This is a genomic window from Cryptosporangium phraense (assembly GCF_006912135.1).
Lineage (GTDB): Bacteria > Actinomycetota > Actinomycetes > Mycobacteriales > Cryptosporangiaceae > Cryptosporangium > Cryptosporangium phraense.
The window spans coordinates 1-16,314 of the sequence record NZ_VIRS01000024.1; the positions used below are offsets into that span (position 1 = coordinate 1).

16 protein-coding genes are annotated in these 16,314 nt (G+C 72.3%); 14 read left to right on the forward strand and 2 right to left on the reverse strand.

Annotation, left to right across the window (positions count from 1 at the left end; all coding sequences use genetic code 11):
* Window positions 1–643 precede the first annotated feature (643 nt).
* Together FL583_RS28405 and FL583_RS28410 are read right to left on the reverse strand one after the other, a co-directional pair.
* Window positions 644–1,204 (reverse strand): HIT family protein, encoded by a 561-nt coding sequence (locus FL583_RS28405; RefSeq protein ID WP_142707917.1) that lies wholly within the window; start codon window positions 1,202–1,204, stop codon window positions 644–646.
* Between the two features lie 10 nt (window positions 1,205–1,214).
* The gene (locus tag FL583_RS28410) at window positions 1,215–3,434 is read right to left on the reverse strand and encodes an elongation factor G-like protein EF-G2 (RefSeq protein WP_142707918.1); all 2,220 of its coding nucleotides are present in this window, start codon (window positions 3,432–3,434) and stop codon (window positions 1,215–1,217) included.
* A gap of 260 nt (window positions 3,435–3,694) precedes the next feature.
* Between FL583_RS28410 and pgsA the strand changes: the two genes are divergently transcribed.
* From pgsA to FL583_RS28480, 14 genes are all read left to right on the forward strand, one after another.
* Complete coding sequence (gene pgsA / locus FL583_RS28415) at window positions 3,695–4,363, forward strand: phosphatidylinositol phosphate synthase (RefSeq protein ID WP_142707919.1); 669 nt, start codon at window positions 3,695–3,697, stop codon at window positions 4,361–4,363.
* A complete protein-coding gene (locus FL583_RS28420) occupies window positions 4,360–5,289 on the forward strand; it encodes a phosphatidylinositol mannoside acyltransferase (protein ID WP_142707920.1) in 930 nt (309 codons plus the stop codon). The genes pgsA and FL583_RS28420 overlap by 4 nt, the downstream gene beginning before the upstream one ends.
* Before the next feature lie 20 nt (window positions 5,290–5,309).
* Complete coding sequence (locus FL583_RS28425; protein WP_142707921.1) at window positions 5,310–6,503, forward strand: glycosyltransferase family 4 protein; 1,194 nt, start codon at window positions 5,310–5,312, stop codon at window positions 6,501–6,503.
* A 71-nt stretch (window positions 6,504–6,574) separates the two neighbouring features.
* Window positions 6,575–7,099, forward strand: a complete 525-nt coding sequence (locus tag FL583_RS28430) for a hypothetical protein (protein ID WP_142707922.1) — start codon at window positions 6,575–6,577, stop codon at window positions 7,097–7,099.
* A gap of 79 nt (window positions 7,100–7,178) precedes the next feature.
* Window positions 7,179–8,081: a pyridoxal 5'-phosphate synthase lyase subunit PdxS gene (gene pdxS / locus FL583_RS28435; RefSeq protein WP_142707923.1), complete on the forward strand. Its 903-nt coding sequence runs from the start codon at window positions 7,179–7,181 to the stop codon at window positions 8,079–8,081.
* Complete coding sequence (gene pdxT / locus FL583_RS28440) at window positions 8,075–8,683, forward strand: pyridoxal 5'-phosphate synthase glutaminase subunit PdxT (RefSeq protein ID WP_142707924.1); 609 nt, start codon at window positions 8,075–8,077, stop codon at window positions 8,681–8,683. Before pdxS ends, pdxT begins: the two co-directional genes overlap by 7 nt.
* The gene (locus tag FL583_RS28445) at window positions 8,680–9,429 is read left to right on the forward strand and encodes a YebC/PmpR family DNA-binding transcriptional regulator (protein WP_142707925.1); all 750 of its coding nucleotides are present in this window, start codon (window positions 8,680–8,682) and stop codon (window positions 9,427–9,429) included. The genes pdxT and FL583_RS28445 overlap by 4 nt, the downstream gene beginning before the upstream one ends.
* A gap of 53 nt (window positions 9,430–9,482) precedes the next feature.
* Complete coding sequence (gene ruvC, locus FL583_RS28450; protein ID WP_142707926.1) at window positions 9,483–10,040, forward strand: crossover junction endodeoxyribonuclease RuvC; 558 nt, start codon at window positions 9,483–9,485, stop codon at window positions 10,038–10,040.
* The gene (ruvA, locus tag FL583_RS28455; RefSeq protein WP_142707927.1) at window positions 10,037–10,642 is read left to right on the forward strand and encodes a Holliday junction branch migration protein RuvA; all 606 of its coding nucleotides are present in this window, start codon (window positions 10,037–10,039) and stop codon (window positions 10,640–10,642) included. The genes ruvC and ruvA overlap by 4 nt, the downstream gene beginning before the upstream one ends.
* Window positions 10,639–11,691 carry a Holliday junction branch migration DNA helicase RuvB gene (gene ruvB, locus FL583_RS28460; protein WP_142707928.1) on the forward strand — a complete coding sequence of 351 codons (1,053 nt, stop codon included), beginning with the start codon at window positions 10,639–10,641 and terminating at the stop codon, window positions 11,689–11,691. The genes ruvA and ruvB overlap by 4 nt, the downstream gene beginning before the upstream one ends.
* Window positions 11,692–11,817: 126 nt before the next feature.
* Entirely contained in the window at window positions 11,818–12,342 is a 525-nt protein-coding gene (gene yajC / locus FL583_RS28465; RefSeq protein ID WP_205752534.1) for a preprotein translocase subunit YajC, read from the forward strand.
* 214 nt (window positions 12,343–12,556) lie between these two features.
* Entirely contained in the window at window positions 12,557–14,524 is a 1,968-nt protein-coding gene (secD, locus tag FL583_RS28470; RefSeq protein ID WP_142707930.1) for a protein translocase subunit SecD, read from the forward strand.
* 1 nt (window position 14,525) lies between these two features.
* Complete coding sequence (gene secF / locus FL583_RS28475) at window positions 14,526–15,713, forward strand: protein translocase subunit SecF (RefSeq protein WP_142707931.1); 1,188 nt, start codon at window positions 14,526–14,528, stop codon at window positions 15,711–15,713.
* A complete protein-coding gene (locus FL583_RS28480) occupies window positions 15,710–16,279 on the forward strand; it encodes an adenine phosphoribosyltransferase (RefSeq protein WP_142707932.1) in 570 nt (189 codons plus the stop codon). Before secF ends, FL583_RS28480 begins: the two co-directional genes overlap by 4 nt.
* Window positions 16,280–16,314 lie beyond the last annotated feature (35 nt).

Below are 16,314 nucleotides of genomic sequence, written 5' to 3' on the forward strand. Positions count from 1 at the left end.
CCCGGGAGAGCCCGGAAAGTCGTCGATCCGCGAGAGGGCTGCAATAACAACCCCGAAAGGGGTGCGCGGACGGGCAGGGGCGCTGCCGCTTCGAAGCGCTTTAGTTACGCCTGCCTGGCGGGCGCCGGCCCCTTCCGCGACCGGCGCTCCCGGGCCGAGCCGCGGGTCGTCCCGCCGCCCCGTAGATGGTCGCCCGCCCACCCTCCGGTGGCTGGGGGTGTGCAGCGTTCCGCCCGCGGCCGGGGTGGGCTATCCCGCGGTTTGACGACTTCCCGGGGTTCTCCGGCCCCGTGAAGCCCCGAAAGGTCGTCAACCCGCGCGGGGGTTGCAATACGAGCCCGAAAGAGTGGGGTGCAGGGGCGCTGCCGCGCGAGCGGACGAGCCCGCCGGGCGCGGGGCGCCCCGCGGGCTGGAGGTGTGCAGGGTTCCGCCCGCGGCCGGGGTGGGCTATCCCGCGGTTTGACGACTTCCCGGGGTTCTCCGGCCCCGGGAGACCCCGGAAATCCGTCAATCCACGCGGGGTTGCAATAACAAGCCCGAAGAGAGGGTGCGGGCGTGTGGCGCGCGGGGGCCAGTGCGGGGGCCGGGCGGGGCGGGCCGCGGGGCTGGGGCGTCGGGGCGTTGGGCGCGGGGGAGGGATGGGCTAGGGGCGGGGGGCTTCGGCTACTTCTTTCCAGGCGGCGGCCAAGAGGGCTCGGGTCTCGCCCAGTAGCTCGGGGAGGACCTTGGTCTGGCCCACCACCGGCATGAAGTTGGTATCTCCGCCCCACCTCGGCACCACGTGTTGATGCAGGTGGGCGGCGATGCCGGCCCCGGCGACCGACCCCTGGTTCATCCCGATGTTGAACCCATGCGCCCCCGACGCCTTCCGCACCGCGCGCATCGCGTCCTGGGTGAACGCGCCCAGTTCGGCGACCTCTTCCCCGGACAGATCCGTGTAGTCGGGCACGTGCCGGTACGGGACGACCATCAGGTGCCCGGAGTTGTACGGGTACAGGTTCAGCAGCGCGTACACGTGCGTACCCCGGGCCAGGATCAACCCCTGCTCGTCCGGCAACGAGGGCATGACGTCGAACGGACACGCGTCGGAGTCGTCGGCCGGCTTCTCGCCCTTGATGTACGCCATCCGGTGCGGCGTCCACAGTCGCTGGAAGTGATCGGGGTCGCCGGCCCCCCGCTGCCGTTCGATCTCCGGACCCGTCATGCCGACGATCCTAGGAGAGCGCCTTCGCAGCCAGGGTGGGCGGCATCGGCTCGTACCGGGCGAATGTCCGCGTGAAGGTCGCGGTGCCGGACGTCAGGGAGCGGAGCTCGGGGGAGTACCGGGTCAGCTCGACCGCCGGAACCTCGGCGTGCACCACCGTGCGGTCCTCGCCCGTCGGCTCGGTGCCCAGCACCCGCCCCCGGCGCCCGGACAGGTCGCTCATCACCGGGCCGACGAACGAGTCCGGCACCGTGATGTCGACCTCGTCGACGGGTTCGAGCAGGCTGATCGTGCCCGTGGACGCGGCCTCCCGCAGCGCCAGCGCCCCGGCCAGCTGGAACGCCGCATCCGACGAGTCGACGCTGTGCGCCTTGCCGTCGACCAGCGTCACCCGGACGTCGACGACCGGGAAGCCGGCGACCAGCCCGCGCTCCATCTGCTGCCGGACGCCCTTCTGCACCGACGGGATGTACTGGTGCGGCACCGCCCCGCCGACCACCCGGTCGACGAACTCGAACCCGCCGCCGGTCGGCAACGGCTCGATCTCGATGTCGCAGATCGCGTACTGGCCGTGCCCGCCGGACTGCTTCACGTGCCTCCCGTGACCCTTCGCCGGCCCGGCGAACGTCTCGCGCAGCGGTACCCGAACCGGCTCGGTGTCCAGGTCGACGCCGCCGGCCCGCAACCGGTCGAGGACGACGTCGGCGTGGGCCTCGCCCATCGTCCAGAGCACCAGCTGGCCGGTCTCCGGGTTGCGTTCCATCCGCAGGGTCGCGTCCCCGGCCACCAGCCGGGACAGGTTCTTGGCCAGCGCGTCCTCGTCGCTGCGGGTGCGGGCGACGACCGCGACCGGGAGCAGCGGCTCGGGCAGGTCCCACGGCGCGACCAGCAGCGGCTCCTCGCGCGACGAGATCGTGTCGCCGGTCTCGGCGCTGCCGACCTTGGTCAGCGCGCACAGGTCACCGGCGACCGCGTACGGCACCTCGCGCAGCGACGTCCCCAGCGGCGAGTACAGGTGGGCGGCGCGCTCGTCGGCGTCGTGATCGGGCTCGGTCGCCGGCCGGACGCCGTGCCCGGACACGTGCACGACGTCCTCCGCGCGCAGCGTCCCGGAGAAGACCCGGACCAGCGAGACCCGTCCGACGTAGGGGTCGACGGTCGTCTTGACGACCTCGGCCACCAACGGGCCGTCCGGGTCCGCGGTCAACAGGTCGACCGGGTCGCCCGACAGCGTGGTGACCGCCGGAGCCGGGCGCTCGGACGGCGGCGGGCAGGCCCGGACGATGCCGTCCAACAGCTCGGCCAGGCCGACGCCGGTGCTCGGGTCGGCCGGCAGCACCGGGTAGAACGTGCCCTGGGACACCGCGGTCTCCAGGTCCGAGATCAGCACCTGCGGGTCGATCTCCTCGCCCGAGAGGTACCGGTCCATCAGGGTCTCGTCCTCGCTCTCGGCGATGATCCCCTCGATCAGCGAGTTCCGGGCCTCCTCGATCAGCTCCAGGTGCTCGGGGTCGGCCGGGCGCAGCACCGGCTCGCGGCCGCCCTCGCTGTAGTCGTAGATCTGCTGGGTGACCAGCCCGATCAGCCCGACGGTCCGGGTCTGCTCGGTCGCGCCGCTGATCCCGCCGAGGAAGTCCGCGAGCGACTGCTTGCCGTCGGCCGGCGGCGCGTTCTCGTCGACCTCGTGCACCGGCAGGTACAGCGGCAGCACGCCGTCACCGAACACCCGCTGGCAGATCGCCACCGCTTCGTCGAAGTCCGCGCGCGGATGGTCGAGCCTCGTGACGACCACCGCGCGGGGCATCCCCACCCGGGCGCACTCCTCCCACAGCGCGATCGTGCTGGCGTCCACCCCGTCGACCGCGGAGATCACGAACAGGGCCGCGTCGGCGGCGCGCAGGCCGGCCCGCAGCTCGCCGACGAAGTCGGCGTAGCCCGGAGTGTCGAGCAGGTTGATCTTCACCCCGCGGTACAGCAGCGGCGCGAGCTGCAGCGTCACCGAGCGCTGCTGGCGGACCGCGGCCGGGTCGCTGTCGCATACCGTGGTGCCGTCGACGACCGACCCGGCCCGGGAGATCGTGCCGGTGGCCACCAGCAGCGCCTCGACCAGCGTCGTCTTGCCCGCGCCGGAGTGACCGACGAGGACGACGTTGCGGATCAACTCCGGATCGTCCACGACCGGGCCGGTGGTATTAGCCCGGTCGGGGCTGTTTGCCACTTTTTGCGCCATCGGGTGCCTCCTCGCGCTCGCCGGGACGCCCGGAGGGCGGCCAGAGCGCGCGTCCGGCCGCGCCGCCGGAGGAAGTCGATGTGATCGATCCCACACCGCCGCCCCCAGGTGGGGCAACCCTGCCGGGGGCGCCGGATCGATTCTGTCGCGCGGCGCGGACGCGGGCGGGGTAAGGCTGCCCTTCCCTCGGCGCCCCGGAGGCCCCGGTCGAGCTACGGATATCGTGGGCTGACCCCCGAGCCCCAGCGAGAAGGATCTCCATGTCCAACGTCCTGTCGCGCGCCCGCATCCAGGCGGTGACCGGCCCGATCGGTGCCGCGCTGGTGCGCACCGGTCTGACTCCGGACGCGATGACGCTCATCGGGACAACCGGCGTCGTGCTGTCGTCGATCTTCCTGGTCGTACCCGGGCACGTGCTCGCCGGTGGCATCGCGATCACGTTCTTCGCGCTCACCGACATGCTCGACGGTGCGATGGCCAGGGCCCGCGGCTGGTCCAGCCGCTGGGGCGCGTTCCTCGACTCGACCTGCGACCGGCTCGCCGACGCCTCGATCTTCGCCGCCGCCGCGTACTGGCTGTTCCGGGAAGACCGCGACTCGGCCGGCATCGCCGCGCTGCTCTGCCTGATCACCGGCGTCCTCGTCTCGTACGCGAAGGCGCGGGCCGAGGGCCTCGGACTGACCGCGAACGTCGGCATCGCCGAGCGCACCGAGCGGCTGGTGCTGGTCGGGGTCGGCGGAGTGCTCGAGGTACTCGGGGTGCCCGGCGGCATCGAGTGGATCCTCTGGCTGCTCACCGTGCTGGCCGCGGTCACCGTCGGGCAGCGCGTCAAGGCGGTCTGGGACCAGACCAAGGACGACCGGGTGCGTCCGGCCGTGCCGCTGGACACCGGTCCGGTGCCGCCCCCGGCGGGCGGGGAGAACGCGTGAACGAGCGCGTCACGGGGGCCGCGTACGCGGCCGGGTGGAAGCTGGTCCGGGTCCTGCCCGAGAAGCCGGTGCGGGCGCTGTTCGAGGGCGGGGCCGGCTGGTTCGCCGGCCGAGGCGGGGCCGGTCCCCGCCGGCTGGCCGCGAACCTGCGACGGGTCGTCCCGGGAGCCTCCGACGCCGAGATCGCCGACCTCACCAAACGCGGCCTGCGGTCCTACGCCCGCTACTGGTACGAGGCGTTCCGGCTGCCCGAGTGGTCGACCGACGAGCTCCAGCGCCGGTTCGTGCTGGAGAACGCGGTCCTGCTCGACGACGCGGTGGCCGAGGGCAACGGCGTCGTCGTCGCGCTGCCGCACGCCGCGAACTGGGACCTCGCCGGGGCCTGGGCCACCGTGCACGGCATCCCGGTCACGACCGTCGCCGAGCGGCTCAAGCCCGAGGACCTCTACCAGCGGTTCCTGGCCTTCCGGCGCGCGCTCGGCATGGAGATCCTGCCGCTCACCGGCGGCAACCGGCCGCCGCTCGACGTCCTCACCGAGCGGATCCGCGACGGCCGGGTGGTGGTGCTGCTGGCCGAGCGCGACCTGTCGGCCCGCGGGGTCGAGGTCGACTTCTTCGGCGAACGCACGAAGATGCCGGCCGGTCCGGCGGTGCTGGCCCTGCGCACGGGTGCCCCGCTGTTCGGGCTCGCCCTCTGGAACGACGGCCCGGTCACCCGGGCCCGCCTGATCCCGATCCCGGTCGACGCCGACCCGGCCGACGAACACCATCGGGACGCAACCCGGGTGGCCGCGGTGACTCAGCAGGTGGCCGACGCGCTCGCGGAAGGCATCGCCGAACACCCGGTCGACTGGCACATGCTCCAACCCCTCTGGCTGGCCGACCTGCCGCCCCGGCGCCGCCGCGCCGCCGCGGTGGCGGACTGACTGACCGGGAGCGGGCTGCCATGAAGGTCGGAATCGTCTGCCCCTACTCGTTCGACGTGCCCGGCGGCGTGCAGGCGCACGTCCGCGACCTGGCCGAGGCGCTGATCGGCCTCGGCCACGAGGTGTCGGTGCTGGCGCCGGCGCTCGAGCCGGAGAACGGACCGGGGCTGCCCGACTTCGTGGTGCCGGCCGGACGCGCGGTCCCGGTGCCGTTCAACGGATCCGTGGCCCGGCTGGCGTTCGGGCCGCTCGCGCTGGCCCGGGTCCGGCGCTGGCTGCGCGACGGCCGGTTCGACGTCCTGCACGTGCACGAGCCGATCGCGCCCTCGCTCTCGCTGCTGGCCTGCGTCGTCGCGACCGGCCCGATCGTCGCCACGTTCCACACCGCGACCCAGCGGTCGCGCACGCTGGCCGCGGTGCACAGCGCGCTGCAGCCGGTGCTGGAGAAGATCACCGCCCGGATCGCGGTCTCGGCGCTGGCCCGCCGGGTCCAGGTCGAGCACCTCGACGGGGGAGCGGTCGAGATCCCCAACGGCGTGGCGGTCGGCAAGTTCGCCGGCGCGGTGCCGCTGCCCGGGTGGCCGGGGGAGGGCGGGACGCTGGGCTTCCTCGGCCGGTTCGGCGAGCCGCGCAAGGGCTTCGCCGTCCTCGCCGACGCGTTCGCGACGCTCGCGCCGAAACGGCCGGGCCTGCGGCTGCTGGTGGCCGGCCCGGGCGACGCCGACGAGGCCCTGGACGCGATCCCGCGCGCGCTGCGTCCCCGGGTGACGCTGCTCGGCACGGTCTCGGAGACCGATAAGGCCCGGATGCTGCGCAGCGTCGACGTCTACGTGGCCCCGAACACCGGCGGCGAGTCGTTCGGGATCATCCTCACCGAGGCGATGGCGGCCGGGGCCACGATCGCCGCCAGCGACCTCGACGCGTTCCGCCGGGTGCTCGACGACGGGCGCGCGGGCGCGCTGTTCCCGACCGGGCAGCCGGCCGCGCTGGCCGCGTGCCTGGAGCGGCTGCTCGACGACCCGGCCCAGCGCCGGGCGCTGGCCGCGACCGGCCAGGCCACCGTGGCCGCGTTCGACTGGCCGGTGGTCGCCGCCCGCGTGGTCGACGTCTACCAGAGCGCGATCGCCGCCTATCCGAGCGAACCGATGGTCACGGACGCGGACGAGGTCTCCACCCACCGCTTGCCGCAGTATCTGCGTGAACGTCTGCGTTAGTTGCTTACTGTTCGCTGTCGTCTCCCTCACCGTGTAACACCACGGATGCACAGCTCGGCTACAGTCAGCTCGTGGATTGGCCCCTTGTCGCCGCGGTGGCGCTGGTGCTCGTCCTCGTCTATGTCTGGTGGCTGGCCCGGCGCATCACCCGCTTGACCGCCCGCACCGCCGCCGCGCTCGACGCACTCGAGGAACAGCTGGGCCGGCGGGCCAAGGCCGCCGCCGAGCTCCCGGCCGCCCGCGAGGTCGCGACGATCGCGCTGAGCAGCGGCCGCGCCGACTCCGACGCCCGCCAGGGCGCCGAGAACGATCTCGTCCGCGAGCTGCGCCACCTGGGTCCGGACGCGCTGGCCGCCCCCGACCTGCCGGCCGAGAACCGCCGGCTGGTCGTCGCCCGCCAGGTCTACAACGACGCGGTCCGCGACACCCGGTCGCTGCGCACGGCCCGGATCCCGCGGGCGTTCCGGCTCGGCTCCGGCGCCCTTCCGCTGTACTTCGACATCGACGAGGTCGATCTCGACGCGGTGGCCCACCAGCAGGCGGCCCGCACCGCCCGGGCGACGGCGGCGCTGCCCGACCGCGAGCCGCTCGCGTAACGATTTCCCCTCGCCGACCAGGTCTTCACCGGCGGTAGGATGGGGCCGATTCCCCAGTCTCTTTGAAAGGCGTCGCACCGTGTCCGCCGTCGAGAACACCTCCACCGTTGGTACTGCCCGGGTCAAGCGCGGCATGGCCGAAATGCTCAAGGGCGGCGTGATCATGGACGTCGTCACGCCCGAGCAGGCGAAGATCGCCGAAGACTCCGGCGCGGTGGCGGTGATGGCGCTCGAGCGGGTTCCGGCCGACATCCGGGCCCAGGGCGGGGTCGCCCGGATGAGCGACCCGGACATGGTCGAGGGCATCGTGAACGCGGTGTCGATCCCGGTGATGGCCAAGGCCCGGATCGGGCACTTCGTCGAGGCCCAGGTGCTGCAGGCGCTCGGCGTCGACTACGTCGACGAGTCCGAGGTGCTCACCCCGGCCGACGAGGCCCACCACATCGACAAGTGGGCGTTCACCGTGCCGTTCGTCTGCGGCGCGACCAACCTCGGCGAGGCCCTGCGCCGCATCGCCGAGGGCGCGGCGATGATCCGCTCCAAGGGCGAGGCCGGCACCGGCAACGTCGTCGAGGCCACCCGGCACATGCGTTCGATCCGGTCGGAGATCCGCCGGCTGGCCACGCTCGACGAGACCGAGCTGTTCGTCGCGGCGAAGAACCTCCAGGCTCCGTACGAGCTGGTCAAGGAGGTCGCCGGGCTCGGCAAGCTGCCGGTCGTGCTGTTCACCGCCGGCGGCATCGCCACCCCGGCCGACGCGGCGATGATGATGCAGCTGGGCGCCGAGGGCGTGTTCGTCGGCTCCGGCATCTTCAAGTCCGGCGACCCGGCCAAGCGGGCCGAGGCGATCGTCAAGGCCACCACGTTCCACGACGACCCCGACGTGATCGCCAAGGTCTCCCGCGGGCTCGGCGAGGCGATGGTCGGGCTCAACGTCGACACGCTGCCGGTCGACCAGAAGTACGCGTCCCGCGGGTGGTGATCGGGGTCCTCGCCCTGCAGGGCGATGTTCGGGAACATCTGCGCGCGCTGGACGAGGTCGGCGCCTCCGCCGTGCCGGTCCGCCGGCCGGAGGAGCTCGAGGCCGTCGACGGCCTGGTGGTGCCGGGCGGCGAGTCGACCACGATGAGCAACCTGGCCAAGGTGTTCGGCCTGCTCGAACCGGTCCGTGCGCGGATCCGGAGCGGCCTGCCCGTGTACGGATCCTGCGCGGGCATGATCATGCTGGCCGGCACCGTGCTCGACGGCCGGGCCGATCAGGAGAGCTTCGGCGGCATCGACATGGTCGTGCGCCGCAACGCGTTCGGCCGCCAGGTGGATTCGTTCGAGACGGATCTGGACTTCCAGGGTGGTTCGGTTCACGCGGTCTTCATCCGCGCGCCGTGGGTGGAAAAGGTCGGTCCGGACGTCGAGGTGCTCGCCCGGGTCACCGGCGGGGCCGCGGACGGTAGGGTGGTCGCGGTTCGTCAGGGGAATCTGCTGGCGACGTCCTTCCACCCGGAGTTGACGGGTGACCTCCGCGTACACGACCTGTTCGTGCGGATGGTGTCGGACGCGAAGACGAAAGAGGAGGCAAAACGGTGAGCGGCCACTCCAAATGGGCTACCACGAAGCACAAAAAGGCCGTCATCGACGCCAAGCGCGGCAAGATGTTCGCCAAGCTGATCAAGAACGTCGAGGTCGCGGCCCGCACCGGCGGCGGCGACCCGGCCGGTAACCCGACGCTGTACGACGCCATCCAGAAGGCGAAGAAGAGCTCGGTCCCGAACGACAACATCGACCGCGCGGTCAAGCGCGGCTCCGGGGCCGAGGGCGGCGGCGCCGACTACCAGAACATCACGTACGAGGGGTACGGCCCCAACGGCGTCGCGGTGCTGATCGAGTGCCTCACCGACAACCGCAACCGGGCGGCGTCCGAGGTCCGGATCGCGATGACCCGCAACGGGGGCGCGATGGCCGACCCGGGCAGCGTCGCATACCTGTTCCACCGCAAGGGCGTCGTGATCGTCCCCAAGGGCGAGCTGTCCGAGGACGACGTGCTGCTCGCGGTGCTCGAGGCCGGTGCCGAGGAGGTCAACGACCTCGGCGAGGAGTTCGAGGTCGTCAGCGAGCCGACCGACCTCGTCGCGGTGCGTACCGCGCTGCAGGACGCCGGCATCGACTACGACTCGGCCGAGTCCAGCTTCGTGCCCAGCATGCAGATCCCGCTCGACGCCGAGGGCGCGCGCAAGGTCTTCAAGCTGATCGACGCGCTGGAAGACAGCGACGACGTGCAGAACGTCTACGCGAACTTCGACGTCTCCGACGAGGTCATGGCCGAGGTCGGCTGACGTTTGTGGTTTGATCCCTTCCGTACCGAACAGCTGTACGGAGGTGGACCGGTTTGCGCGTGCTCGGGGTCGATCCGGGTCTTACCCGGTGCGGGGTCGGCGTGGTCGAGGGCGCGCCCGGCCGGCGGTGCCGTCTCGTCCACGTGGACGTGATCCGCACGCCGGCCGACGCCGAGCTCGGGTCCCGGCTGGTCGCGATCGCGGACGGCCTGGCGCTGGCGATCGAGGAGCACCGGCCCGAGGCGGTCGCGGTCGAGCGGGTGTTCAGCCAGCACAACGTCCGGACCGTGATGGGCACCGCGCAGGCCGCGGCGATGGCGATCGTCGCGGCGACGCGGGCCGGGCTGCCGGTCGCGCTGCACACGCCGTCCGAGGTGAAGGCGGCCGTCTCCGGCTCCGGTACCGCCGACAAGGCCCAGGTCGGCCTGATGGTGACCCGCATCCTCGGCCTCGCCGAGACCCCGAGACCGGCCGACGCGGCCGACGCGCTCGCCCTCGCGATCTGCCACCTCTGGCGCGCCCCGGCGCAAGCGAGGCTGCAGCAAGCGCTGGCCCGCTCGTCGGCCGCCGCGCGTGTGCTCGCGCCCCGCGACCGGGCGGTGGGCGAATGATCGCCTCGGTCCGTGGCGAGGTCGCCGCGGTCGGTCCCGACGGGGCGGTGGTCGAGGTCGGGGGCGTCGGGATCGCGGTGCACTGCACCCCGGCCACGCTGGCCGGCCTGCGGGTCGGCTCGCCGACCCGGCTCGCGACCAGCCTGGTCGTCCGCGAGGACTCGCTGACCCTCTACGGCTTCGCCTCCGACGACGAGCGGACGCTCTTCGAGCTGCTCCAGACCGCGAGCGGCGTCGGGCCGCGCCTGGCTCTGGCGGTGCTCGCCGTGCACTCTCCGGACGCCGTCCGGCTGGCCATCGCGGCCGCCGACCACACCGCGCTGACCCGCGTCCCCGGCATCGGCAAGAAGGGGGCGGAACGGCTGGTCCTGGAGCTGCGCGACCGGATCGGCTCGATCGACCCGGTGGCCACGCCCGACCTGGTCGCCCCGGGCACCGCGGGCTGGCAGCCGGCCGTCCGCGACGGCCTCACCGGCCTGGGCTGGTCGGCCAAGGAGGCCGAGGACGCGGTCGCGCTCGTCGCCGCCGACTCCGAGGGCCGGCCGATCGAGGTCGCGGTCGCGCTGCGCCGGGCCATCCAGGTGCTCGGGAAGAACCGATGACCGACGACGTCGTCTCCGCCTGGGCCGCCCCCGAGGAACGGGACGTCGAGAGCAGCCTGCGCCCCAAGCAGCTCGACGACTTCATCGGCCAGCACCGGGTCCGCGAACAGCTCGAGGTGCTGCTGCACAGCGCCCAGCGCCGTAACCGCCCTCCGGACCACATCCTGCTCTCCGGTCCGCCCGGCCTCGGCAAGACCAGCCTGGCGATGATCGTCGCGGCCGAGCTGGGCAGCGCGATCCGGGTCACCAGCGGCCCGGCGATCGAACGTTCCGGCGACCTGGCCGCGGTGCTGACCACGCTCGCCCACGGCGACGTCCTGTTCATCGACGAGATCCACCGCATCGCCCGCCCGGCCGAGGAGCTGCTGTACTCGGCGATGGAGGACTTCCGGGTCGACGTCGTCGTCGGCAAGGGCCCCGGCGCGACCGCGATCCCGCTCGACGTCGAGCCGTTCACGCTGGTCGGGGCCACGACCCGGTCGGGCCTGCTGACCGGCCCGCTGCGCGACCGGTTCGGTTTCGTCGCGCACCTCGACTTCTACGACGCGTCCGATCTCGAAGAAGTGCTGGCGCGATCGGCGTCCATCCTGGGCGTCCGGATCGACCCGGCGGGGGCGGCGGAGATCGCGAGCCGGTCCCGGGGCACCCCGCGCATCGCGAACCGTCTGCTCCGGCGGGTGCGTGACTACGCCGAGGTCCGGGCCGACGGCGAGGTGACCGAGGCGGTCGCCCGGGCCGCGCTCGCGGTGTACGAGGTGGACCAGGTCGGGCTCGACCGCCTGGACCGCGCGGTGCTCGACGCGCTGGTCGGATCGTTCGGCGGGGGACCGGTCGGGCTGTCGACGCTCGCGGTCGCGGTCGGCGAGGAACCGGGGACGGTCGAGGAGGTCGCCGAGCCGTTCCTGGTGCGGGCCGGGTTCCTGGCCCGGACCCCCCGCGGACGCGTGGCCACCCCGGCGGCCTGGGCCCACCTGGGGAAGACTCCGCCCCCGGGCACCCCCGCACCGGCGCCCGACCTCTTTGGCGGGACGTTCCGATCCGGGTCGTGACGTCACGGAACGTTGCCGCGAGCCCGATCGTTGTGACCGCGTGGCAGCGGCTCGAGCAGCTGCTACTAGACTTCCGCAGTCGCACCCCCGCAATACCCCGATGACGAATGCATGAGAGGGCCCTCCGTGGAGCTAGAAGCCGCGCAACAGAGCTCGGGCGGTGGGAGCATCCTGCCTCTGCTGCTGCTGGTCGGCGTGTTCGCGCTGATGTACTTCCTGGTCATCCGGCCGCAGTCGCAGCGCCGCAAGCAGATGACCAGCATGCAGAACCAGGTCGAAGAGGGCGCGCCGGTCATGACCCTGGGCGGCCTCTACGGCACGGTCGTGTCGACCGAGGGTGACTCGGTACTGCTCGAGGTCTCGCCGGGCGTCACGAACCGTTACGCGCGGGCCGCGATCGCCAAGGTGCTGTCCGACGAGGAAGCCGTCAAGGCGGGCATGGCGGCCAACGAGGACGCGGTGGACGAGGACGACGTGCCGGTCACCGACGCGGTGCTGGTCGAGGAGCCCGAGGCCCCGGCCGCTCCGGTGACCCCGGCTCCGGCGACCCCGGCCGCGCCGGCGTCGTCCGACATCGTGCCGGACCCGACCGCCGACCCGCGTCCCGCGACCACCGACGCGGAGCCGAGCAAGGGCACCGAGCGCCGCTGAACCGCCGGAGGTGGCGCGGCCGCGCGCCGCGCCACCTGTGCAACCGGTAAGGGGCCTGCACGCGAGGGTCCGACCGGATAGCGTCACCAATCGGACGTACCGTCGCCGCCTCGCTGTGGACAGCAGTCTCGCTGTGGACAGCACCGGGCGCGGGTAGCGCGAACTCACGGGGCCGCAGAACCGCCGCCCCAGCACTGAAGGAGACCTTTCAGCCGTGGCACCACCTCGCGGACAGCTGCGTGCCGGGCGATACCTCGCCTCTCTCGCGGTCATCGTGATCGCGCTCTACGCGCTCGTGTTCTTCGCCGGCAGCGGGTCGCTGAAGGACAAGCTCACCCCACGGCTCGGCCTCGACCTGCAGGGCGGCACGACCGTGACGCTGCACGCGGCCCAGGCCGGCGGCAAGGCTCCCGACGCCGAGCAGCTCGAACAGGCGCGCCAGATCATCGAGAACCGCGTCAACGGCACCGGTGTCGCCGAGGCCGAAGTGGTCACCGAGGGCGATTCCAACATCGTCATCAACGCGCCCGGCCAGAACAACGACGCGATCAAGCAGGTCGGCGAGCCGGCCCAGCTGCGGTTCCGTGCGGTGCTCGAGTCGGCCCAGGACATCGACGCGATCAAGGCGACGGCCGCGGCCGCCTCGCCCACCCCGTCCGCGTCGGGCTCGGTGTCGCCCAGCCCGTCGACGTCCGGATCGGCGTCCCCGTCGCCGTCGTCGTCGGCCAAGGTGCAGGCCAGCCCGTCCGCCTCGGGCGGCGGGGGTGGCGGCAGCGCGCCGGAGGTGGCTCCGGCCGCCGCGCCGGCGGTGGACGACAGTCCGACCCCGGGGACCTCCGCGTCGCCGTCGGCGAAGGCCAGCCAATCGGCCGGGGCCACGCCGTCGACCAGCGCGAGCGCGTCCGCGAGCCCGACCCCGGCGGCGACCCCGACGTCGGCGAGCCAGGCGGCGCTGCAGAAGTCCGCGCTCGCGAAGTTCCCCAAGGAAGCCGCGACCTACGTGGCCCAGGGCTCGGCGGAAGACTTCGCCGGGGCGGCGACGAACCCGCAGCTGGCCGCGATCTTCGAGCCCGGGGCCAAGAAGCTGACCGAGGCCGAGGTCGCCGCGCTGCCGATCGACTGGCAGTTCAAGGTCCCGTGGATCACCTGCAAGATGCTGAACAACCGGCCGGCCGGTTCGGTCGACGCGGTCGGCCAGCAGGTCGTGGCCTGTCAGGACACGACCAAGTACAAGCTGGAGAAGGCCGGGGTCGTCGGTACCGACATCGACACCGCGAGCTTCACGTTCAACGCGCAGCAGGGCGGCTGGGTCGTCAACCTGAAGTTCACGAACAAGGGTCAGGACAAGTGGACCAACCTGACCAAGGCCACGCTGCAGAAGCAGGTCGCGGTCGTCCTCGACAACGACGTGATCTCCGCGCCGACGACCAACGAGGTCATCACCGGTGACACCCAGATCAGCGGTCAGTTCACCAAGGTCGAGGCGCAAGACCTGGCGGCGAAGCTGAAGTTCGGCGCGCTGCCGCTCTCGTTCACGGTCGAGACCGCGGAGTCGATCTCGCCGACGCTCGGCATCGAGCAGCTCGAGGCCGGTCTGCTGGCCGGCGGTATCGGGCTGGCGCTGGTCATCGTCTACTCGCTGATCTACTACCGGGCGCTCGGCCTGGTCACGATCGCCAGCCTGGTCGTGTCCGGCGCGATCATCTACGCGTCGATCATCCTGCTCGGACGGCAGATCGGGCTGACGCTCACGCTCGCCGGCGTCGCCGGCTTCATCGTCGCGGTCGGTATCACCGCGGACTCGTTCGTCGTGTTCTTCGAACGTCTGAAGGACGAGGTGCGCGAAGGCCGGAGTGTCCGCTCGGCGGTGCCGCGGGCCTGGGCCCGGGCCCGGCGCACGATCCTCTCGGCCGACGCGGTCTCGTTCCTGGCCGCCGCCGTGCTCTACATCCTGGCGGTCGGCGCGGTGAAGGGCTTCGCGTTCACGCTGGGCCTGTCCACGCTGGTCGACGTCATCATCGTCTTCCTCTTCACCCACCCGCTGGTCGCCGTTCTGGCCCGCTCGCGCCGCTTCACCTCGCCTCGCTTCTCGGGCCTGGGTACGCTGCGTAAGGCCCCTCCGGTCGGCGGGGCCGCCGGACGGCCCGCGACCGCCCGTCGTGTCAGCCCGAAGGAGTCCTGAGATGGGACTGGCCGGTCGCCTCTATCGGGGCGAGACGAACTTCGACTTCATCGGCTCGCGGAAGCGGTGGTACATCGCGTCCGTGGTCATCGGGCTGATCTGTATCGGCGCGATCGTGTTCCGCGGCTTCAACTGGGGCATCGAGTTCTCCGGTGGCACGTCGTTCGTGTTCAAGCCGCCGACGAACGTCACGCTCGAGCAGGTCTCCGAGACCGTCGACGGCGCCGGCGTCGAGGTGCAGACCGCGCAGGAGGCCGGGCGCGGCGGTGACGTCAAGTACGTCCTGAAGACCGAGTCGCTGAGCGTCACGCAGACGTCGGCGGTGAAGTCGGCGCTGTCCGAGCGGTACGACATCGCGCAGAACGAGATCACCGACAACCAGGTGAGCTCGTCCTGGGGCGGGCAGGTCACCGACAAGGCGCTGATCGCCCTGCTGGTGTTCCTGGTGCTGGTCGCCGCGTATCTGGCGATCCGGTTCGAGGCCCGGATGGCGATCGCCGCGCTGCTCGCGCTGTTGCACGACCTGTTGCTGACAGCCGGGGTGTACTCGATCGTCGGGTTCGAGGTCACGCCGTCGACGATCGTCGGTCTGCTCACGATCCTCGGTTTCTCGCTGTACGACACGGTCGTCGTGTTCGACAAGGTCTCCGAAGACACCCGGGGCATCCTGGGCGGCTCGCGGATCGACTACGCCGAGGCCGCGAACAACGCGGTGAACGAGACGCTGATGCGCTCGATCAACACCTCGCTGATCTCGCTGCTGCCGGTCGGTGGCCTGCTGTTCGTCGGCGCCGGGTTGCTCGGGGTCGGCACGCTGAAGGACCTCGCGCTGGTGCTGTTCGTGGGTCTGGCGGCCGGGGCCTACTCGTCGCTGTTCCTGGCCACGCCCTGGCTCGTCGACATGAAGGAGCGGGAGCCCCGCTACCGCGCGTTGCGCGACCGCGTGGCGGCCCGTCGGGCCGCGGCGTCCAAGGCGGTCGACGTTCCGGCGTCCTCCGTCGAAGAGGTCGTGGACGAGGAGCCCGAGGCGGACGACGAGGAGTCGCAGACGGACCGGGAGCCGGCCACCGCGGGGGCGGGTTCGTCGACGTCCCGGCCCAGCCGTCCGGCGGCGAACCGGCCGCAGCAGGCGCGCCGGCGGACCGGCAACCGTCCCGGTCGTCCGGGCGGAAGCCGCAAGAAGCGATGAGCGTTTCGCCGACCGGCCGGATCGGGTCGGGTCCGGTGACGCCGGACGCGGTCGCGGACCTCGTCGCCGCGCACGTGGTCGACGTGCCCGACTTCCCCAAGCCGGGGGTCGGGTTCAAGGACCTGACCCCGCTGTTCGCCGATGGGCCGGCGTTCGCGCAGGTCATCGACGCGATCGCGACCGAGTACGGAGGCGCGTTCGACGTCGTCGCCGGCATCGAGGCCCGCGGGTTCGTGCTCGCGGCCGCGGTCGCGTACGCGAGCGGGGCCGGGCTGGTACCGATCCGCAAGGCCGGCAAGCTGCCACGCCCGACGATCTCGGAGTCGTACGCGCTGGAGTACGGCGAGGCCGTGCTCGAGGTGCACGCGGACGCGTTCGAGCCCGGCGCGCGGGTGCTGCTGCTGGACGACGTGCTGGCGACCGGAGGGACGGCGGCGGCTGCTCTGTCGCTGGTCGAACGGGCCGGCGGGCAGGTCGTGGGGTTCTCGGTGCTGATGGAGCTGGCGTTCCTGGACGGGCGGGCGCGGCTGGCCTCGCGGGAAGTACACGCGCTGCTGACCGTGTAGCCGGGCATCATCCGTTGGGCTCGGCTGTTGTGACC